Raw genomic sequence first — 18,919 nt, 5'->3', positions numbered from 1 at the left:
GCGCCGCCTCCCTCAGGAGCCTGCCCGGCCACCCTTTCCGCCCGTTGCCCCCGCCTCCGGGTACACGAGTCCCACACCGTGGGCGAGCTGGTCCGCCGCGTGCCGGAAGAACTCCTCCCGGTCCTCGACGACCGTGTTGAACTGCCCGAAGACCTCGAACCCGATCAGGCCGTAGAGCTGCGACCAGGCGGCCACGAGTGCCACGACGGCCTCGGACGGGAGGTCGGGAGCGAGGTCGGCGGCCATCCGCCGCGCCTCCGCCCGCAGCGCGGCTGGCAGCGGGGTGCGGGCCACGCCCTTGCCCTGGTAGGCGTCACGGACGATCCCGATCAGAAGCAGCCCCACGCGGGAGGCGGCCGGGACCGTGGTCTGCGGCGCGGTGTATCCGGGCACGGGCGAACCGTAGATGAGCGCGTACTCGTGCGGATGCTCCAGCGCCCAGTGGCGCGCCGCCACGCAGACCGTGATCCAGCGCTCGCGCGGGCCGGCTGTCACGACCTCGGCATGCGCCGTCTCGGCGCTCTCGCCGAGGGAGTCGTAGGCGTCGATGATGAGCGCGGTCAACAGGTCGTCGCGGCTGGGGAAATAGCGGTAGAGCGCGGAGGAGGCCATACCCAGTTCGCGGGCCACGGCGCGCAGCGAGAGCTTGGCGGCCCCCTCCTCGGCGAGCTGTCTGCGTGCCTCTTCCTTGATGGCGGCCGTGACCTCGATCCTGGCTCGGGCACGTACTCCTCGTGCGGTCGTCATGGGAGGCAGTCTGCCACGCTTCCAGAGCACTGCACACAAACGAGAGCACTGCTCTTGCTTTGGATCACCGGTCTCATGCAGACTGCTCTCAAGCGAGAGCAGTGCTCACAAAAGCGAGCGGCGCTCTCTCAGTCGATAGGGGTCACCATGTCCACGCATGTCCAGAAGCCCGGCTGGTTCACCGTCAACGTCTTCAACCGCGCCGTGGCCTGGATGACCCGTCGCGGTCTCAGCGTCTGGGGATCCCGGGTCCTGGCCGTCCGCGGCCGCAAGAGCGGTGAATGGCGGACGACTCCGGTCAACCTGCTCACCGTGGACGGGCAGCACTACCTGGTCGCGCCGCGTGGCCACGTCCAGTGGACGCACAACATGCGGGCCGCGGGCGGTGGCGAGCTGCGCCTCGGCAAGGAGGTCGACACGTTCACCGCGACCGAGGTCACCGACGACGACAAGGTCCCGCTGCTGCGCGCGTACCTCAAGCGCTGGAAGGCCGAGGTCGGCGTCTTCTTCAATGGCGTCGGTCCCGACTCCTCCGACGAGGAGTTGCGCCGCATCGCCCCCGACCACCCGGTGTTCCGGGTCCTGGTCGAGAACTGACCGCGGCCGCCCGGGATTTGGCCGGCCCCCGCGTCACCCACGGAGAGGCCCGGCGCGACGCCCTGGCCACCGAAGCCCCCGCGAGCGGAGCCCCGGCCGCCGAGCGACCGTCGGCTGACCGGCCCACGCCCCCTGGGCGTCCGACCCGACGCACTCGGGCCCCGTCCGGCACGCTCAGACCACCGTCCGGCGCACTCAGGCCACCGTCACGGCACACCCCGACCACCCCGACCGCCGGCTCCACGCGCCCACCCGGCCCGACGAGCCGACGCCCACCCAGCCAACCAGCCAACCAGCCAACCAGCCATCATCGATCCGGCGTCCGCGGTCCGTCACGAGCCCGCCACGCCGAGACCTACCCTGCCCGGTTCAGGAGACCCTGGACGTGCCTGGACGTGCCTGGACCGCCGGCCGGTTCACTTGTCGAGTGCGGTGAGGGCGCGCCCGGCCAGCGGGTGGGAGCGCACGAGCTCGCCGAGCGTGGTCGAGCCGCGCGTGATCCGCGCGAACGCGTTCCAGGCGGGCCGGAAGCTTGTCAGGACCGCGTGCAGGGTGCCCGGCTGCCGCTCGAAAGCGGTGAGCATGCGCTTGCCGACGCTCATCTCGACGCCGAGCCCGGCCTTGATGGCGAAGGCGTAGTTGAGCGCCTGGCGTCGGGTGTCCACCGCGTCGTGCGCCTCGGCGATCCGGACCGCCCACTCCCCCGCCAGCCGCCCGGAGCGCAGCGCGAAGGAAATGCCCTCGCGCGTCCACGGCTCCAGGAGTCCCGCCGCGTCCCCGCACACGAGCACCCGCCCGCGCGACAGCGGCGAGTCGTCGGCACGGCAGCGCGTCAGGTGGCCCGAGGAGACGCTCGGCTCGAACCCGGCCAGCCCGAGCCGGGCGATGAAGTCCTCCAAGTACCGCTTGGTGGCCGCGCCTTCGCCGCGGGCGGAGATCACACCGACGGTGAGGGTGTCGCCCTTGGGAAACACCCAGCCGTAACTGCCGGGCATGGGGCCCCAGTCGATCAGGACCCGCCCCTGCCAGTCCTCGGCGACGGTCCCCGGCACCGGGATCTCCGCCTCCAGGCCGAGGTCGACCTGGTCCATCTTCACCCCGACATGGGCCCCTATGCGGCTGGCGCTGCCGTCCGCGCCGACCACCGCACGCGCCAGCACCGCCTCGCCGCCCTGCAGCACGACGGCGACGGTGCGCCGGTCCGGCACGGCCGACCCGTGCTGCTCGACCCGCGAGACCGTGACGCCCGTACGCAGCTCCGCGCCCGCCTTCTGCGCGTGCTCGACGAGCTGCTGGTCGAACTCGGGCCGGTTGATCAGCCCGAACAGCATCTGCTTGGAGCGCCGGGTACGGGTGAACTTGCCGTCCAGCGAGAACGTGACCGCGTGCACACGGTCTCTCAGCGGCAGCTCGAAGCCGGGTGGCAGCGCGTCGCGCGAGGGGCCGATGATTCCGCCGCCGCACGTTTTGTAGCGCGGCAGCTCCGCCTTCTCCAGCAGCAGGACGCTGCGTCCCGCGACCGCTGCCGCATAGGCGGCCGAGGCGCCCGCTGGCCCCGCGCCGACCACGACGACGTCCCACACCATCTGTCCGTCGTCCGCCGAAGAGTTCTCGCTGCTCACGATGGTCTACTGCTCCCAGTCCAGCCGTCTGCCGCACCTGTCCCCCGCATCCTACGGTGGACGTCGCCGCAGGCCACTGTGGGAGGATCGGCACCGTATGCGACCTGCACACCAGTGCGCGTGTACGCACCACCCGGTCACCCGTACACAGAAGTACAACGTCGCACCCACAAGGAGCGTGCCCATGTCGTCGAATCCGGTCGCCGAGACCGTCGCCTCGCTGATGCCCGTGGCAAAGGCGGAGCTCACCGAACTGGTGGCCTTCAAATCGGTGGCGGACTTCGGCCAGTACCCGCGCGTCGAGAGCGAGGGCGCGGCCAACTGGATCGCCGATACCCTTCGTGCCGAGGGCTTCCAGGACGTGGCACTGCTCGACACCCCGGACGGGACGCAGTCGGTCTACGGTTTCCTGCCCGGGCCCGAGGGCGCGCGGACGGTCCTGCTGTACGCGCACTACGACGTGCAGCCGCCGCTGGACGAGGCCGCCTGGGCCTCTCCGCCGTTCGAGCTGACGGAGCGGGACGGCCGTTGGTACGGGCGCGGGACCGCCGACTGCAAGGGCGGCCTGGTCATGCACCTCCTCGCGCTGCGCGCGCTGAAGGCGAACGGTGGCGTTCCGGTGAGCGTCAAGGTCATCGTCGAGGGTTCGGAGGAACAGGGCACGGGCGGTCTCGAGCGGTACGCCGAGGAGCACCCTGAGCTGCTGGCCGCGGACACCATCGTCATCGGCGACGTCGGCAACTTCCGGCTCGGTCTGCCCACGGTCACCTCGACGCTGCGCGGAATGACCCTCGTACGTGTCCGGATCGACACCCTCGAAGGCAACCTGCACTCGGGGCAGTTCGGCGGCGCGGCACCGGACGCGCTCGGCGCGCTGATCCGGGTCCTGGACTCACTGCGCGCGAAGGACGGTTCGACGACGGTGGACGGACTGACCGGTGACGCGCGCTGGGAGGGCCTGCAGTACGACGAGGAGGCGTTCCGCCAGGACGCCAAGGTTCTCGACGGGGTCGAGCTGATCGGCTCCGGTTCGGTCGCCGACCGCATCTGGGCCCGTCCGGCCGTCACGGTCCTCGGCATCGACTGCCCGCCCGTCGTCGGGGCCACTCCGTCCGTGCAGGCGGGTGCCCGTGCGCTGGTCAGCCTCCGGGTGCCGCCGGGCACGGACGCGGCCGAGGCGACCAAGCTGCTGCAGGCCCACCTGGAGGCGCACACGCCGTGGGGCGCGCGGGTGAGCACCGAGCAGATCGGGCAGGGCCAGCCCTTCCGCGCCGACACCTCCAGCCCCGCGTACTCGGCGATGGCGGAGGCGATGGCGGCCGCGTACCCGGGCGAGAAGATGCAGTCGGCGGGCCAGGGCGGCTCCATCCCGCTGTGCAACACGCTGGCCTCGCTCTACCCGCGGGCGGAGATCCTCCTCATAGGGCTGAGCGAGCCGGAGGCACAGATCCACGCGGTGAACGAGAGTGTCTCGCCCGACGAGTTGGAGCGTCTGTCGGTCACGGAGGCGCTGTTCCTGCAGAAGTACGCGGCGAGCTGAGCACTGCCGGGAGGGGGAGCGCCTCACGGCGAGGCGCGCCCCTCACCACACGTCGGGCGACGGCAGAGCGCCGTGCGCGATGCGCGGGGTCGCGGGCGGGTCAGCCGCGCCCGGCGGTGGGAGCCCGTATCTTCGGCTGATCGGCCGTCAACTCGCGCAGTGCGCACCGGACTCGGCCGGCTCAGCCGACCGGGACGCCGGCCTCCAGATACAGTGCGGCGCCGCGTTCACGCGCCCGAAGCGCCCAACGCAGCCGCTCGTAGCGCACCGGGGGCAGCAGGTCGGCCGCCTCCTGTTCGGTGACGAAGCGCCAGGCACGCAACTCCGGTCCCGGCAGCAGCAGTCGGCGGGCCTCGTCGGAGCCGAGCAGGCCGCCGTCGTAGAGGAGGCGCAGACCGCCGTAACCGGGCGGCGCGGGCGGTTCCCAGTCGACGACGAGCAGGCCGGGGACGTCGTCGAGCCGTATGCCGGTCTCCTCGGCGACCTCGCGCATGCCCGCACGGGCGGGGGCCTCGCCGGACTCGACGACGCCGCCGGGAAACTCCCAGCCGGCCTTGTACGTCGGGTCGACGAGCAGCACCCGGTCCCGCTCGTCGAAGAGGAGCACGCCCGCGGCGACGGTCTCGGAGGTGGGTTCGGGGGTCTGCACGATGTCGCAGGCGGCCACGCCACCGGTGCGGACCGCCTCGGCGATGCGCAGTGCGGTGTCGTACGGGGTCAGGGCGCTGGTGTCGACGGGGTGGGCGTCGGCGGTGAGCCAGGAAGCGAGCGCCGTGCGGTAGGGCTCGATGTGGTCGTAGCACCACTGGCGCATCCGTATCTCGCCGTCCGGCAGGTCCCCGGGTATCTCCCGGCTCGCGATGCGCTCGCGCAGGATCGTTTCCGCCGGAGCGAGGAGGACATGGCGCACCTCGATCCGGCGCGAGGCGAGGCCGCCGAAGATCTCGTCGCGGTACTCCTGACGCAGGAGGGTCATGGGAACCACGAGGACGCCGCCGAGCTCCGCGAGCATGGCGGCCGCGGTGTCGACCACCAGGCGCCGCCAGATCGGCAGGTCCTGGAAGTCGCCGACCTCGGCGAGGTGCTTGGGCGGCAGCAGTTTCGTGAGCCCGCCGCCGATGACCTCGGGGTCGAAGAGCGTGCTGTTCGGGATCAGGTCGATCAGTTCCCGTGCGGTGGTGGTCTTCCCCGCACCGAACGCACCGTTGATCCAGACGATCACGGTTCCCCCTCTTCTGTTGGCCCCCTGTGGCTTGCCCGCTCCACCCTGCCACGGAAACCAGCCCATGATGAGGGAGCCGAACGGCGCGTCGCCGACCCCCTGTCGCTGGGGCACCGGCGCCGCGCGCGTGCTGCTTCGGCTCAGGCGTTCCGGTCCTGCGCTCAGCCCTTCCGGTCCGGTGCGGAGTCGTCCGCGGCCAGGCTGTCGCTGCTGAGCGTGTGGTCGACGGAGCTGAGCGTGTCGTCGACGTGCAGGTCGCCGAGGGCAGTGCCGTCGAGGGCGTGGGACGGGGTGATCGCCGCGACGACGAACCCGGTGGCGAGGGAGGCGATGGCCAGCATGCTGCGCTTCTTCATGCCCGGTTCAACTACGAAAACGGCGACGGGTCACGGTCCGGTGACGACAAGTCACGGCTCGCTCACGCGAACCTCGCTCGCCTCTGCCGGACGGATCAACTCAACGCCCGTCATTCCAGGCCGAAAACTCCAGCTCGCGTACGTGTCGGGGACCCGGACCACGGTTGCCATCCCGACCGCGCCGGGGGCCGCGTGGGCCGCGAATGAGGAGTTACCGCCTGAGGCGCTCCCCGGAACCGCCCGTCCGTCACAACGGTCGATGACCGTCGGCCGGAGAACACGTCGTGTGCGGTTTCGTATCCTGTCCGTGCGTTCCGTCCGCATCGGTACCACTTGGGGGAATACGTGCGCACCCGGATCATCAGTGCCGTCCTGCTCACGGTAGGCGTCGGCGGTGTCGTCGCCTGTCAGCCGACGGACGACGGCAAGGCCAACGGCACTTCGGCGCCGACCGCCGCGGCTTCGTCACCGAAGGACGACAAGCCGACCACGGCCGAACGGAAAGCGGTGCCCGACTTCGTCGGTATGGGCCTGCAGTCCGCTCAGGACAAGGCGCAGAAGCAGGGCTTCCGCTCGCTGAGGTCGCACGACTCGCTCGGCCGGGACCGCCACCAGATCCTCGACCGGGACTGGAAGGTCTGCTCACAGAACGTGAGAGCCGGTACGACTACCGGCACCGGCACGACACTGGACTTCGGTTCGGTGAAGCTCGCCGAGACATGCCCGTCGAAGGACGTGACGGCGCCGTCCACGGCGGGCGGGAGGATTCCGGACTTCACGGGGAAGTCCGTGAAGGCGGCACGGGCCGCGCTCGACCCGGGCACGTCCTTCACGGTCAAGGACGCTTCCGACGCACGGCGTTGGATCCTGGTCGAGAGCAACTGGAAGGTGTGCACCCAGTCTCCGGCCGCCGGCACCGCACTCCGCGGCCGACCGGTGGAACTCACAGCGGTCAAGTTCGACGAGTCCTGCTAGGGCGGTTGCCAGATTCCCGCCTGCGATCCCTCGGCCGATGCCCTGGCGGGTCTCCGCCACTTCGGCCCCCGGAACGAACTCTTCACCGGCAGGGCCTGACCCGCTGCCCGAGTGCCCCCTCGGCAGACGTCGGGGCGCCACGACAGGAAGGACGGAGGCCGAGGCCCGCACCCCTCGGCCGGCCAGGACCGCACTCGGCGAACGGCTGCGGCGTCCCGGGGTCAAGGCGCCCGGCTCGGCATGATTTTCGCCGGGACCTCCGATGTCCCGCAGCGCCTTCGGACCCGGCAATGCCCTCCGGGCGCTGACCGCCGCGCGCACCCCCTCGGGACACCTTCCAACACAACCGAACGTGCGACTCGGGGCTCACCATCAAGCCGGCGCGTCGTCACTGGTTCTGACGGGGAATCGGACAGTTCTCGCCCTCCTCTTCCAACAGAGTCAGACACGTCCTACCGTAAACGCGCACACTTGTCGCGGACATGCAGACAGGCTCGTCTTTCGCGAGTTCGGAGGAACGTAACGATGCGTCACCTTCACACCCGCACCACCCGCAGCAGATTGGTCGGAGCACTCGTCGCAGGACTGTTGTGTACGACCGGCCTCGCCGCGCCGGCCCTGGCCACCCCCGTCACGGGCCCGGTCGCCCCCGACCCGGCCGACGGTCTCGCCCTCACCCCGCCGATGGGCTTCAACAACTGGAACTCCACGCACTGCCGCGAGGAGTTCAACGAGACCATGGTCAAGGGGATCGCCGATCTCTTCGTCGAGAAGGGCCTCAAGGACGCCGGTTACCAGTACGTCAACCTGGACGACTGCTGGGCCCTGCCCTCCCGGGACGCGGACGGCAAACTGGTCCCGGACCCGGCCCGGTTCCCCGACGGGATCAAGGCGGTCGCCGACTACGTGCACGCCAAGGGCCTCAAGCTCGGCGTCTACACCAGCGCGGGCACGAAGACGTGCGACAGCGCGGGCTTCCCCGGCGCCCTCGGCCACGAGTACAGCGACGCCCGGCAGTTCGCGGACTGGGGCGTCGACTACCTCAAGTACGACAACTGCAACAACCAGGGCGTGGACGCCAAGTCGCGCTACACCACCATGCGGGACGCGTTGCGGGCCGCTTCCCGGGAAACAGGGCGCCCCATCGTCTACAGCATCTGCGAGTGGGGAGAGAACAAGCCCTGGGAGTGGGCGTCGGACGTCGGGCAGCTGTGGCGCACGACCGGGGACATCAGCGACAACTGGGGCTCGATGCTGTCGATCCTCAAGCAGAACCTGCCCCTCGCCCCGTACGCCGGTCCCGGGCACTGGAACGACCCGGACATGCTGGAGGTCGGCAACGGCGGGATGACCGACACCGAGTACCGCTCGCACTTCTCCCTCTGGTCGGTCATGGCCGCACCCCTGCTCATCGGCTCCGACCTGCGCAAGGCGACCCCCGCCACCTTCGACATCCTCGCCAACAAGGAAGTCGTGGCGGTCGACCAGGACCCCCTCGGCAAACAGGGCACCGTGCTCTCCTCCGCGGGCGGACGCTGGGTGGTCGCCAAGGAGATGAAGGACGGCAGCCGGGCGGTGGCGCTGTTCAACGAGACCGGCGGCCCACAGCGCATCGCCACCACCGCGGCGGCCGTGGGACTCCCGGCGGCTCCCGCCTACACCCTGCGCGACCTGTGGCAGCACCGGAGCTTCAACACCGCGGGCGGCATCTCCGCGACCGTCCCCGCACACGGCACGGTGCTCGTCCGCGTCGCGGCCGGACGCGGCTGGGCCGCGCAGCCCCCCGCCGTCGAACTCGGCCTGGGAACAGCCCCGTTGGTCGAAGCAGGTGAGCCGGCGACCCTGACGACGACGGTCACCGACCTCGGCCGCACGACGGCACACCGCGTCGCCGTGAAGCTCAGCGGTCCCGCGGACTGGACGATCCGGGCGGCGTCACGCACCACCGCGCCGGCGGTGCCGACCGGCCGTTCGCTGCGCACGAAGTGGCGGCTCACCGTGCCCGAGGGCACCGCCACCGGATCGTACGACCTGACGCTGAAGGCGACGTACCGCTCACCGCACGGCGTACGCGTCGAGACCGTGCTGCCCGTGACGGCCTCCGTGGTCGTGCCTCCTCCCCCGGGCACCTCCTCCCTCGGCGACCTGCCGTGGATGTCGGCGGCCAACGGCTACGGACCCGTCGAGCGCGACACCAGCAACGGCGAGAGCGCCGCGGGCGACGGCCATCCGATCACCCTCGGCGGTGTCGTCCATGCCAAGGGCCTCGGTGTGCACGCCGCGAGCGCCGTCGAGTACTACACGGGCAAGGAGTGCGAGACCGTCACCGCGGACGTCGGGGTCGACGACGAGAAGGGCGACAGGGGCACTGTCGCCTTCGAGATCTGGGCGGACGGCACCGAGGTCGCCTCGACCGGGGTGCTCACCAACGCGATGCCCGCACAGCCCGTCTCGGCCGACGTGAGCGGCGCCGAGGTGGTCCGGCTGGTCGTCACCGACGGGGGTGACGGGATCGACTCGGACCACGCCGACTGGGCCGACGCGCGGCTGGCCTGCTGAGCGGCCGCCCCGGACGACGGGAGGGGCGGTCGGCCACCCGGTCGGCTGAGCGGCTGAGCGGCTTTCCCGGCAGGGGGAGCCGCTCACCGGCCTCCCGACCGTGTGACCGGCCCGTCGACGCCATCAACCCGTCGACGCGGCCGACACACCGACATACCGACGTGACGGACACACCGACGGCCACGCCCACCGGGCCGATCGACCGACCCGAAGGCCGAACGCCCGGATGCCCAGGCGCCCGGATGCCCAGGCGCCCGGGTGCCCCGGTGCCGTGACGACCGGGGCCGACCTGTCACTCCGCCCGTTCGCCCGTCACCGTCACCCGGCCCGTCCCCCGCCCCCGTAATCCGGCCGCAGCAATCAGCCGCCGACCCGCGCGGCCGTCTCGTTCGGCTGCCTGCTGAGTGCGGCAGCCGCCGCGCCGACCAGACCGGCGTCCGTGCCCATCAAGGCGGGCGCCACGGTCAGCCGCCGCACGAAGGACAGCGTCGCGTAGTCGCCCAGCGCCTTGCGCAGCGGGTCGAGGAGCACGTCACCCGCCTTGCCCACACCTCCACCGATGACGGCGATGTCGATCTCGACGAGGGTCGCGGTGGCCGCGATGCCCGCCGCGAGCGCCCTGGCGGCCCGCTCGAAGGAGGCCACCGCCACCGGATCGCCCGCACGGGCGGCGTCGGCCACCGCGGCGGCCGAGGTGTCGCCGTCGGGTCCGGGCCGCCAGCCGCCCTCCAGGGCGCGCCGAGCGATGTTCGGGCCGCTCGCGATGCGCTCCACGCAGCCCCGGGAGCCGCACGGGCAGAGGTCGCCGTCGAGGTCCACGCTGATGTGCCCGATGTGGCCCGCGTTGCCGGTGGGGCCCGCGTGCAGCTGTCCGTTCAGGACCAGACCGCCACCGACGCCCGTCGACACCACCATGCACAGCGCGTTGTCGTGACCACGGGCGGCACCCTGCCAGTGCTCGGCCGCGGTGATGGCGACGCCGTCACCGATCAGCTCGACGGGCAGACCGCCCGTGGCCTCGCGGACCCGCTCGACCAGCGGGTAGTCACGCCAGCCCGGCACGTTCACGGGACTCACGGTGCCCGCCGAGGCGTCCACCGGGCCCGCGCTGCCGATGCCGACGGCCGCGGCCCTGCTCCACAGCGGGGAGAGGGTGAGTTCACCGACCACGGCCTCCACGGCCCCCATGACGGTGTCGCCGTCCTCCTGCGCGGGTGTCGCACGCTGCGCGCGCAGGAGGATCCGGCCACGGCCGTCCACGAGCGCTCCGGCGATCTTGGTGCCGCCGATGTCGAGCGCGGCCACGAGGTCGGTGTGCATCAGAGTCAGTTCTCCTGGTGAACCTTGCGAAACAGGGCAGACCGGTCTCGCGGTGGGGGGCGCAGGCCGGAGAATGCGGTGAACAGTGTCCCCCGCATCTGACAACGTTGTCCAGGCTCTATGCTCGACGCCACATCCTCATACATCCCCATGGACCATCGCATCACCGGGGACGACAGGAATGGTCGCATCACCGTGGACGACAGGACAGGACAGCGCATCGTGGCAGAGACCGCCCGCCGATCCGAGAACCGATACGGCAATCGCCCGACGATGAAGGACGTGGCGGCGCGCGCCGGCGTGGGTCTCAAGACGGTCTCACGCGTGGTCAACGGCGAGCCCGGCGTGACCCCGGACACCGAGCGCCGGGTGCAGGAGGCCATCGACGCGCTGGGCTTCCGGCGCAACGACAGCGCGCGGGTGCTGCGCAAGGGCCGCACCGCGAGCATCGGCCTCGTCCTGGAGGACCTCGCGGACCCGTTCTACGGCCCGCTCAGCCGCGCGGTGGAGGAGGTGGCCCGTGCCCACGGCGCCCTGCTCATCAACGGCTCCAGCGCCGAGGACCCCGAGCGTGAGCAGGAGCTGGTCCTCGCCCTGTGCGCGCGCCGGGTGGACGGGCTGGTCGTCATTCCGGCCGGCGACGACCACCGCTACCTCGAACCCGAGATCAAGGCCGGCGTCGCCACCGTGTTCGTGGACCGCCCGGCGGGACAGATCGACGCCGACGTGGTCCTCTCCGACAGCTTCGGCGGGGCCCGGGACGGCGTGACCCATCTGATCGACCACGGTCACCGCCGGATCGGCTTCATCGGTGACATGCCCCGCATCCACACCGCCGCCGAGCGGCTGCGCGGCTATCGCGCGGCCATGGAGGACGCGGGCATTGCGGTCGAGCCCGCCTGGATGTCCCTGGGTGTCACGGATCCGCTGCGGGTCCGCGACGCCGCGGAGGAGATGCTCTCGGGCGACTCCCCGGTCACCGCGATCTTCGCGGGCAACAACCGTGTGACGGTCACGGTGGTCCGGGTCCTCGCCGAGCACGGACGTCCGGTCGCCCTGGTCGGCTTCGACGACATCGAGCTCGCCGACCTCCTCCAGCCGGGTGTCACCGTCGTCGCCCAGGACGCCGCCGCCCTCGGCCGCACCGCCGCGGACCGCCTCTTCCGCCAGCTCGACGGCACCCTCCTCACCCCGGAACGCATAGAGCTGCCGACCCGCCTGATCACCCGCGGCTCGGGTGAACTGCCGCCCCCGGCCTGAGCCCTGGCCGCCCTGACCCGCGCGGCCCCGAAGCCCTGGGCTCGCCGCGGCGCCTCTCGCGCGGCCGCCGAGTCACCCGGGTGTCTGACCCGGGGGGCCCGACGCCTCGGCGGCGAAAGGCTGTCACCGCTGACGCGCCGGAGGCAGGAGGACCGCGTGCCGGTTCTCAGGGTCCGCTCCCACACCCGTCCCGCCCGACTCCGGTTCAAGGCGGCCCGGTAGGGGGTACGGCACGGTCCCGACGGCACGGGCACGCGTCGTGGACGCCGGGGCACGCGTCTCTGGCCAGGTGAACCGGGGCGGGCAGGAGTCCACGTCGCCCGTCCACGCGCCGGGCGTGCCGCGCGAGTCGACGCCTTCCGGGCGAACGCTCACCGGGACGCGCGCGGGACGCCCTACTTCACCGAGGCGGTCAGGTCTCCGCGCCTCGGCGCGGCGAAACCCTCCAGGTCCGCCCGTGTCAGACCCGCCAGCCGGGCCACCTCCGCGATGTCGAGGGCGCCGCAGTCCAGCCCGCGCAGAAGGTAGCCGCTGAGCGCCTTGGCGGTGGCGGGTTCGTCCATGACGTCGCCGTCGGTGCGGTTTGCGTAGCGGGCCAGGCGCGCGGCGGCCTGCGCGAAGCCCTCGCGGTAGAAGGCGAACACGGCCGCGTAGCGGGTCGGGATGTGCCCGGGGTGCATGTCCCAGCCCTGGTAGTAGGCGCGGGCCAGCGCGCGGCGGGTGAGGCCGTAGTGCAGTCGCCAGGCGTCGTGCACCTTCTCGGTCGGGCCGACGGGCAGCACGTTCGTGGAGCCGTCGCAGACGCGTACGCCGGTGCCCGCGGCGGCGACCTGCATGATCGCCTTGGCGTGGTCGGCGGCCGGGTGGTCACTGGCCTGGTGGGCGGCGCTGACGCCGAGGCAGGCGCTGTAGTCGAAGGTGCCGTAGTGCAGGCCCGTGGCGCGGCCCTCGGCTGCCTGGATCATCCGGGCGACGGTCGCGGTGCCGTCGGTCGCCAGGATCGACTGGCTGGTCTCGATCTGGATCTCGAAGCCGATCCGCCCCGGCGCGAGACCGCGCGCCTTCTCGAACTCCTCCAGCAGCCGCACCATCGCGGTGACCTGCTCCGCGTACGTCACTTTGGGGAGGGTGAGGACCAGCCCCTCGGGCAGACCCCCCGCGTCCATCAGACCGGTGAGGAAGACGTCGAGCGTACGGATGCCCCGCCGACGGACCGATGCCTCCAGGCACTTCATGCGGATGCCCATGTACGGAGCCGCCGTGCCGTCGGCGTACGCCTGTGCGATCAGTCGGGCCGCGCGCGCCGCCGCCTCGTCCTCCTCGGCGTCCGGACGCGGGCCGTAGCCGTCCTCGAAGTCGACACGCAGGTCCTCGACGGGCTCCCGCTCCAGTTTGGCCCGTACGCGGTCGTACACGGGCCCGGCGAGGTCGTCGGCCAGGCCGAGGACCGCGGCGAACGAGGCGGCGTCGGGGGCGTGCTCGTCGAGGGCCGCGAGCGCCCGGTCGCCCCAGGAGCGGATCGTGTCGGCGGTGAACGCGTCCGCGGGGACGTACACGGTGTGCACGGGCTGCCGGGTGCCGGGGTCTCCGGGGTAGCGGCGCTCCAGTTCGGCGTCGACCGGGGCGAGCGAGGCGCTGATCTCCTCGCTGACGGCGCCCGCGAGGCTTGTCGCCACGTTCTCCTGCTGGCCCTTGCCCATCCCACGCCCTCCTGTTTTCCGCTTCACGGAATCAACAATCCGTAGAGCGAAGTTATCCATGGCGCTTCCCGTGGTCAACACCTGTCCGCGCCCTGGTCCGTCGCCTTCTCTCCTGCCCCATGCCGTCTTTCGCGCACCGCCCCGCACCCCTCATGCTGGCCGTGCGGGGAGGGGATGACATGTCGAACATCCGCCGGGTGACCCGGCGCCTGGGTCTGCGGACCGCGGTGGCCGCCGTGGTGACCGTGCCCCTGCTAGGTACGGCGCCCGCGTCCGCCGGCCGCCGCGGCGGCGGGCGCCCTCTTGACGTCATGACGTTCAACCTCCGCTTCGCGAGCACCGCCGGGCCGCACAGCTGGGCCGCGCGCCGTCCGGCGATGCGCGAGCTGCTGCGCCGGGCTTCCCCCGACGTCATCGGCACCCAGGAAGGCCTCTACCCGCAGCTGCGCGACATCGCGTCCGACCTCGGACGGCGCTACGACTGGGTCGGCACCGGCCGCGCGGGCGGCAGCCGTGACGAGTTCGCGGCGGTCTTCTACGACACCGATCGCCTCGCCCCGGCCGGGTACGACCACTTCTGGCTGTCCGACACCCCCGAGGTGATCGGCTCGAACACCTGGGGCGGTTCCCACATCCGCATGGTCACCTGGGTCCGCTTCCGTGATCTGCGCGCCGCCGGACGGGAGTTCTACGTCCTCAACACCCATCTGGACAGCGGGAGTCAATACGCGCGCATGCGGGCCGCCGCGCTGATCGGGCAACGGATCGCCGGGCTCGACCGCGCCCTGCCGCTCGTGGTCACCGGCGACTTCAACAGCGCCGCGCACAAGAACCCGGTCTACGACGCGATGCTGGGCGCCGGTCTCGTCGACACCTGGGACACCGCGGCCGAGCGCGGCGCCCCGTACGCCACCTTCCACGGCTACGGCCGCCCGGTGCCCGGCGGCGACCGTATCGACTGGATCCTCGCCAGTCCCGGGGTGCGCGCGGACCGGACGCTGGTCGACACCTTCTCCTCGAACGGTCGGTATCCGAGCGACCACCTGCCCGTGCGGGCCACTCTGCGCCTGGGATGAACCGAGGCCCCCGTGACCGCGCGGGCGGTCACGGGGGCCTCGTACGGCCGGACTCGGTCAGCCCTTGCGGGTCTTGATCTCGTCGGTGAGCTGCGGGACGACCTCGAAGAGGTCTCCGACCACGCCGTAGTCGACGAGGTCGAAGATCGGGGCCTCGGCGTCCTTGTTGATCGCGACGATCGTCTTCGACGTCTGCATGCCGGCGCGGTGCTGGATGGCGCCGGAGATGCCGGAGGCGATGTACAGCTGCGGCGAGACGGACTTGCCGGTCTGGCCGACCTGGTTGGAGTGCGGGTACCAGCCGGCGTCCACGGCGGCGCGCGAGGCGCCCACGGCCGCGCCGAGGGAGTCGGCGAGGTTCTCGATGACCGAGAAGTTCTCGGCGCCGTTGACGCCGCGGCCGCCGGAGACCACGATCGCGGCCTCGGTCAGCTCGGGGCGGCCGGTCGCCTCGCGCGGGGTGCGCGCGGTGACCTTGGTACCGGTGGCCTTCTCCGAGAAGGAGACCGTGAGGGCCTCGACCGCGCCGGCGGCCGGGGCGGCCTCGACGGCGGCGCTGTTGGGCTTGACCGTGATGACCGGGGTGCCCTTGGAGACACGGGACTTGGTGGTGAAGGAGGCGGCGAACGCGGACTGCGTCGCGACCGGGCCCTCGTCACCGGCCTCCAGGTCGACCGCGTCGGTGATGATGCCGGAGCCGATACGGACCGCGAGGCGGGCCGCGATCTCCTTGCCCTCGGCGGAGGACGGGACGAGCACGGCGGCCGGGGACACGGCGTCGTACGCGGCCTGCAGCGCGTCCACCTTCGGCACGACCAGGTAGTCGGCGTACTCGGCGGCATCGTGGGTGAGGACCTTCACCGCACCGTGCTCGGCGAGCGCGGCGGCGGTGTTCCCGGCACCGGGGCCGAGGGCGACGGCGACGGGCTCGCCGATGCGGCGGGCCAGCGTCAGCAGCTCCAGGGTGGGCTTGCGGACGGCGCCGTCCACGTGGTCGACGTAGACGAGAACTTCAGCCATGGGACTTCTTCTCTCCTGCTTACGAAAGATGAGGGGCGGTCGGCGTGTCGGGGTTCAGCGAGCCTCGAACGGGCCTCAGATGAACTTCTGGCCCGCGAGGAACTCGGCGAGCTGCTTGCCGCCCTCGCCCTCGTCCTTGACGATCGTGCCGGCGGTGCGCGCCGGGCGCTCGGCGGCGGAATCGACCTTGGTCCAGGAGCCCTCGAGACCGACCTCGTCCGCCTCGATCTCCAGGTCCTCCAGGTCCCATGCCTCCACCGGCTTCTTCTTGGCGGCCATGATGCCCTTGAAGGAGGGGTAGCGCGCCTCGCCGGACTGGTCGGTCACCGACACGACGGCCGGCAGCGCGGCCTCCAGCTGCTCGGAGGCGGTGTCGCCGTCACGGCGGCCCTTGACGACGCCGTCCGCGACGGAGACCTCGGACAGCAGCGTGACCTGCGGGACACCCAGACGCTCCGCGAGGAGCGCCGGGACGATACCGGCGGTGCCGTCGGTGGACGCCATGCCGGAGATGACCAGGTCGTAGCCGGCCTTCTCGATCGCCTTGGCGAGCACCAGCGAGGTGCCGATGGCGTCGGTGCCGTGCAGGCCGTCGTCCTCGACGTGGATGGCCTTGTCGGCACCCATCGAAAGCGCCTTGCGCAGCGCGTCCTTGGCGTCCTCGGGACCGACGGTCAGCACGGTGATCTCGGCGTCGTCCGCTTCGTCGGCGATCTGCAGCGCCTGCTCCACCGCGTACTCGTCGAGCTCCGAGAGCAGACCGTCCACGTCGTCACGGTCGACGGTCAGGTCATCGGCGAAGTGCCGGTCGCCAGTGGCGTCGGGCACGTACTTCACAGTGACAACGATCCTCAAGCTCACGCCGGCTCTCCTACTGCATCGTCATTTCTGGGCTGCCTTCTTTCAGGCAGCATAGGCGCCTGAAGCGGCCGGTCCCGGTCGGGGCGGCCCGCGCTCCGAACGAAATATTACTCGCCAGTACACCCAGTTCCTGCCCACTGAGCAAGCGCTTTGCACTGTGACCTTGGCAACGCTGTGTAACCGACGAGTAGGTTCGGAAAGGGCCGGGTCAGTCGCGCAGGCCGTTGAACCGGCCCTGGTGATAAAGGAGCGGGCTCCCGGCGCCCGAGGGGTCGCCGAGGACGACCTCGGCCAGCACGATGCGGTGGTCCCCCGCCGGGACCCGCGCCACGATCCGGCACACGAGCCAGGCCAGCACGTCGTCGAGGACCGGAACGCTCTCGGGCCCCGCGCGCCACCGGGTGGGCGCGCCGAAACGGTCGGCGCCGCTCCTGGCGAAGGTGGCGGCCAACTCCCGCTGATGCTCGCCGAGTATGTGCACGCCGACATGGTCGGACTCGGAGATCGCGGGCCAGCTCGACGCGCCGGAGCCGACACCGAAGGAGATGATCGGGGGTTCCGCGGAGACCGAGGTGAGCGAGGTGGCGGTGAAACCGACCGGGCCCCCGCCACCCTGGGCCGTGATCACGGCGACACCAGCGGCGTGCCGCCGGAAGACGGAGCGCAGCAGTTCGGGCGAGGCGAGCTGGTGGGTGCCGAGGCCGGGCCTGGCCGTCATGGAGTCGTCCTCACTGCGAGAGGTGTCGTGGGCATCCCCCGCCCGGGCGTCGCCGAGGGCGGGAGAGAGTCCGCGGGTGCTCAACAGACCGGACAGCACGCACTTGCGGTGCGGGCCAGGTCCACGTGGACACGCTCGAAGAGAAGGAGTTCCAGGGGCATACGGTCAGGCTGACGATAGGTGGACCGTGCAGTCAAGTGCGGCCCGGCCTTTGGGAGCTGTCTCACCGTCGCCCGACAAAGGGACCCAGTCGGTCCGGGGCCGGCCGGATCCCCGTGGTCCGACGGGGTCACACGGCCTCGCCGAGCGCCGCGATCACATCCGCCTTGCGCGGCTGGCCGGTGGCACGGCGCACGATCCGTCCTTCGGCGTCCAGTACGAGCACGGTCGGCGTCTTGAGGATGTCCAGTTCGCGGACGAGGTCGAGGTGGTCCTCGGCGTCGATCTCGACATGGGACACGCCGGGCACCAGCCCGGCGACCTCGGCGAGCACCCTCCGGGTGGCCCGGCAGGGGGCGCAGAAGGCGCTGGAGAACTGGACGAGCGTGGCCCGTTCGCCGAGCCCCTCCCCCAACTCCGCCGCGCCGAGCCGCTTTCCGCCGTCGCGTCCGCGCACCCTCACCCTCCCGCTCCGCCGCCGATGCAGCAGTCCGTATCCGCTCGCCGCGGCGAGCACCACCACGCACACCACAAGTCCGCTCATCATGTGCACAAGCATTCATGAGACCGCAAAGATTCCCGGGGCCGTGGGCCGCCCCCGCTGCGGAATGCTTGATTCATGGACATCGATGTGAGGGGGCCGCGTTTCGGCGCGGCCGTGACGACCGTCGTACTGGCGGCCGTACTGGTCACCGGCAGCGCCTGGCTACTGGCCTGGCAGACGCTGGCGTTCGCGCTCGGCGCGGCGGGAGGTGTGGCGCGCTCGCCGTACGGTCTGCTGTTCAAGACCGCGGTACGTCCCCGGATCGGGCCGCCGGCGGAGTTCGAGGCCCCGGAGCCACCGCGGTTCGCCCAGGCGGTCGGGCTGGCGTTCGCGGCGGTGGGGCTGATCGGGTACACGGTGGGGCCCGGCTGGCTGGGGCTCGCGGCGACCGGTTGCGCGTTGGCGGCCGCGTTTCTGAATGCGGCGTTCGGGTACTGCCTCGGGTGCGAGATGTACCTGCTCGTACGCCGGTTCTCCGTACGCGTTCAGTAAAGGCGAGTTAAAAGTCCGAGGTGGATCACGGGGACGACGTGACGAGGATCTCGCCGCCGCGAGGCACCAGGACTGGCCACTCGTCCGTTCTTCGGGCACGATCTGCGCAATGCCGTAAACCTACGGCTGCGTAACTTCCCGCCGGGGGGAC

The 18,919-nt window shown here is 71.5% G+C and carries 17 protein-coding genes; 7 read left to right on the top strand and 10 right to left on the bottom strand.

All coding sequences use genetic code 11. The annotated features are described in order from the left end of the window. Window positions 1-12: 12 nt before the first annotated feature. The gene (locus ACFVTC_RS02065) at window positions 13-747 is read right to left on the bottom strand and encodes a TetR/AcrR family transcriptional regulator (RefSeq protein ID WP_390122958.1); all 735 of its coding nucleotides are present in this window, start codon (window positions 745-747) and stop codon (window positions 13-15) included. A gap of 147 nt (window positions 748-894) precedes the next feature. Here ACFVTC_RS02065 and ACFVTC_RS02060 point away from each other — a divergent pair, with 147 nt between their 5' ends. Continuing rightward, window positions 895-1,344 (top strand): nitroreductase family deazaflavin-dependent oxidoreductase, encoded by a 450-nt coding sequence (locus ACFVTC_RS02060; RefSeq protein WP_390122956.1) that lies wholly within the window; start codon window positions 895-897, stop codon window positions 1,342-1,344. Window positions 1,345-1,760: 416 nt separating this feature from the next. Here ACFVTC_RS02060 and ACFVTC_RS02055 read toward each other — a convergent pair whose 3' ends face one another. Then, entirely contained in the window at window positions 1,761-2,966 is a 1,206-nt protein-coding gene (locus tag ACFVTC_RS02055) for a geranylgeranyl reductase family protein (protein ID WP_390122954.1), read from the bottom strand. Window positions 2,967-3,150: 184 nt separating this feature from the next. Here ACFVTC_RS02055 and ACFVTC_RS02050 point away from each other — a divergent pair, with 184 nt between their 5' ends. Beyond that, entirely contained in the window at window positions 3,151-4,506 is a 1,356-nt protein-coding gene (locus tag ACFVTC_RS02050) for a dipeptidase (RefSeq protein ID WP_390122952.1), read from the top strand. A 181-nt stretch (window positions 4,507-4,687) separates the two neighbouring features. Here ACFVTC_RS02050 and ACFVTC_RS02045 read toward each other — a convergent pair whose 3' ends face one another. Together ACFVTC_RS02045 and ACFVTC_RS02040 are read right to left on the bottom strand one after the other, a co-directional pair. Continuing rightward, on the bottom strand, window positions 4,688-5,728 hold the full coding sequence (locus ACFVTC_RS02045; RefSeq protein WP_390122950.1) for an NUDIX domain-containing protein: 1,041 nt from the start codon (window positions 5,726-5,728) through the stop codon (window positions 4,688-4,690). Between the two features lie 161 nt (window positions 5,729-5,889). Then, window positions 5,890-6,084 carry a hypothetical protein gene (locus tag ACFVTC_RS02040; RefSeq protein WP_390122948.1) on the bottom strand — a complete coding sequence of 65 codons (195 nt, stop codon included), beginning with the start codon at window positions 6,082-6,084 and terminating at the stop codon, window positions 5,890-5,892. Between the two features lie 345 nt (window positions 6,085-6,429). Between ACFVTC_RS02040 and ACFVTC_RS02035 the strand changes: the two genes are divergently transcribed. Both ACFVTC_RS02035 and ACFVTC_RS02030 read left to right on the top strand, forming a co-directional pair. Then, complete coding sequence (locus ACFVTC_RS02035) at window positions 6,430-7,059, top strand: hypothetical protein (protein ID WP_390122946.1); 630 nt, start codon at window positions 6,430-6,432, stop codon at window positions 7,057-7,059. Window positions 7,060-7,584: 525 nt separating this feature from the next. Then, window positions 7,585-9,618, top strand: a complete 2,034-nt coding sequence (locus ACFVTC_RS02030) for an NPCBM/NEW2 domain-containing protein (protein WP_390122944.1) — start codon at window positions 7,585-7,587, stop codon at window positions 9,616-9,618. A 360-nt stretch (window positions 9,619-9,978) separates the two neighbouring features. On the opposite strand, the gene ACFVTC_RS02025 is transcribed toward ACFVTC_RS02030, so the two are convergent. Beyond that, entirely contained in the window at window positions 9,979-10,938 is a 960-nt protein-coding gene (locus tag ACFVTC_RS02025; protein ID WP_390122942.1) for an ROK family protein, read from the bottom strand. Window positions 10,939-11,133: 195 nt separating this feature from the next. Here ACFVTC_RS02025 and ACFVTC_RS02020 point away from each other — a divergent pair, with 195 nt between their 5' ends. Next, the gene (locus tag ACFVTC_RS02020) at window positions 11,134-12,198 is read left to right on the top strand and encodes a LacI family DNA-binding transcriptional regulator (protein WP_390123740.1); all 1,065 of its coding nucleotides are present in this window, start codon (window positions 11,134-11,136) and stop codon (window positions 12,196-12,198) included. A 395-nt stretch (window positions 12,199-12,593) separates the two neighbouring features. On the opposite strand, the gene ACFVTC_RS02015 is transcribed toward ACFVTC_RS02020, so the two are convergent. Next, window positions 12,594-13,898, bottom strand: coding sequence for a DUF6986 family protein (locus tag ACFVTC_RS02015; protein WP_390122940.1), 1,305 nt, complete (start codon window positions 13,896-13,898; stop codon window positions 12,594-12,596). 179 nt (window positions 13,899-14,077) lie between these two features. On the opposite strand from ACFVTC_RS02015, the gene ACFVTC_RS02010 reads away from it, so the two are divergent. Then, the gene (locus ACFVTC_RS02010) at window positions 14,078-14,974 is read left to right on the top strand and encodes an endonuclease/exonuclease/phosphatase family protein (RefSeq protein ID WP_390122938.1); all 897 of its coding nucleotides are present in this window, start codon (window positions 14,078-14,080) and stop codon (window positions 14,972-14,974) included. 57 nt (window positions 14,975-15,031) lie between these two features. On the opposite strand, the gene ACFVTC_RS02005 is transcribed toward ACFVTC_RS02010, so the two are convergent. The 4 genes from ACFVTC_RS02005 to ACFVTC_RS01990 all read right to left on the bottom strand — a co-directional run bounded on the left by ACFVTC_RS02005 (window position 15,032) and on the right by ACFVTC_RS01990 (window position 18,276). Continuing rightward, window positions 15,032-15,994 carry an electron transfer flavoprotein subunit alpha/FixB family protein gene (locus ACFVTC_RS02005; RefSeq protein WP_390122936.1) on the bottom strand — a complete coding sequence of 321 codons (963 nt, stop codon included), beginning with the start codon at window positions 15,992-15,994 and terminating at the stop codon, window positions 15,032-15,034. Between the two features lie 75 nt (window positions 15,995-16,069). Further along, window positions 16,070-16,855, bottom strand: a complete 786-nt coding sequence (locus tag ACFVTC_RS02000) for an electron transfer flavoprotein subunit beta/FixA family protein (protein ID WP_168526725.1) — start codon at window positions 16,853-16,855, stop codon at window positions 16,070-16,072. A 208-nt stretch (window positions 16,856-17,063) separates the two neighbouring features. Beyond that, window positions 17,064-17,573 carry a flavin reductase family protein gene (locus ACFVTC_RS01995; RefSeq protein WP_390122933.1) on the bottom strand — a complete coding sequence of 170 codons (510 nt, stop codon included), beginning with the start codon at window positions 17,571-17,573 and terminating at the stop codon, window positions 17,064-17,066. Window positions 17,574-17,862: 289 nt separating this feature from the next. Continuing rightward, window positions 17,863-18,276, bottom strand: coding sequence for a TlpA family protein disulfide reductase (locus ACFVTC_RS01990; protein WP_390123738.1), 414 nt, complete (start codon window positions 18,274-18,276; stop codon window positions 17,863-17,865). Window positions 18,277-18,351: 75 nt separating this feature from the next. Here ACFVTC_RS01990 and ACFVTC_RS01985 point away from each other — a divergent pair, with 75 nt between their 5' ends. Further along, a complete protein-coding gene (locus tag ACFVTC_RS01985) occupies window positions 18,352-18,768 on the top strand; it encodes a DUF4395 domain-containing protein (RefSeq protein ID WP_168526729.1) in 417 nt (138 codons plus the stop codon). Window positions 18,769-18,919: the final 151 nt, after the last annotated feature.

Origin of the sequence: Streptomyces sp. NPDC057950 (genome assembly GCF_042887295.1) — a bacterium.
Classification (GTDB): Bacteria; Actinomycetota; Actinomycetes; order Streptomycetales; family Streptomycetaceae; genus Streptomyces; species Streptomyces kaempferi.
This window is presented reverse-complemented; position numbering and strand designations above follow the sequence as displayed.

Bases quoted from the DNA above. Each gene is read 5' to 3' on its own strand.
- ACFVTC_RS02065 (WP_390122958.1), bottom strand. From the start codon at position 747: ATGACGACCGCACGAGGAGTACGTGCCCGAGCCAGGATCGAGGTCACG.
- ACFVTC_RS02060 (WP_390122956.1), top strand. From the start codon at position 895: ATGTCCACGCATGTCCAGAAGCCCGGCTGGTTCACCGTCAACGTCTTC.
- ACFVTC_RS02050 (WP_390122952.1), top strand. From the start codon at position 3,151: ATGTCGTCGAATCCGGTCGCCGAGACCGTCGCCTCGCTGATGCCCGTG.
- ACFVTC_RS02040 (WP_390122948.1), bottom strand. From the start codon at position 6,084: ATGAAGAAGCGCAGCATGCTGGCCATCGCCTCCCTCGCCACCGGGTTC.
- ACFVTC_RS02030 (WP_390122944.1), top strand. From the start codon at position 7,585: ATGCGTCACCTTCACACCCGCACCACCCGCAGCAGATTGGTCGGAGCA.
- ACFVTC_RS02025 (WP_390122942.1), bottom strand. From the start codon at position 10,938: ATGCACACCGACCTCGTGGCCGCGCTCGACATCGGCGGCACCAAGATC.
- ACFVTC_RS02015 (WP_390122940.1), bottom strand. From the start codon at position 13,898: ATGGGCAAGGGCCAGCAGGAGAACGTGGCGACAAGCCTCGCGGGCGCC.
- ACFVTC_RS02010 (WP_390122938.1), top strand. From the start codon at position 14,078: ATGTCGAACATCCGCCGGGTGACCCGGCGCCTGGGTCTGCGGACCGCG.
- ACFVTC_RS02005 (WP_390122936.1), bottom strand. From the start codon at position 15,994: ATGGCTGAAGTTCTCGTCTACGTCGACCACGTGGACGGCGCCGTCCGC.
- ACFVTC_RS01995 (WP_390122933.1), bottom strand. From the start codon at position 17,573: ATGACGGCCAGGCCCGGCCTCGGCACCCACCAGCTCGCCTCGCCCGAA.
- ACFVTC_RS01990 (WP_390123738.1), bottom strand. From the start codon at position 18,276: ATGAGCGGACTTGTGGTGTGCGTGGTGGTGCTCGCCGCGGCGAGCGGA.
- ACFVTC_RS01985 (WP_168526729.1), top strand. From the start codon at position 18,352: ATGGACATCGATGTGAGGGGGCCGCGTTTCGGCGCGGCCGTGACGACC.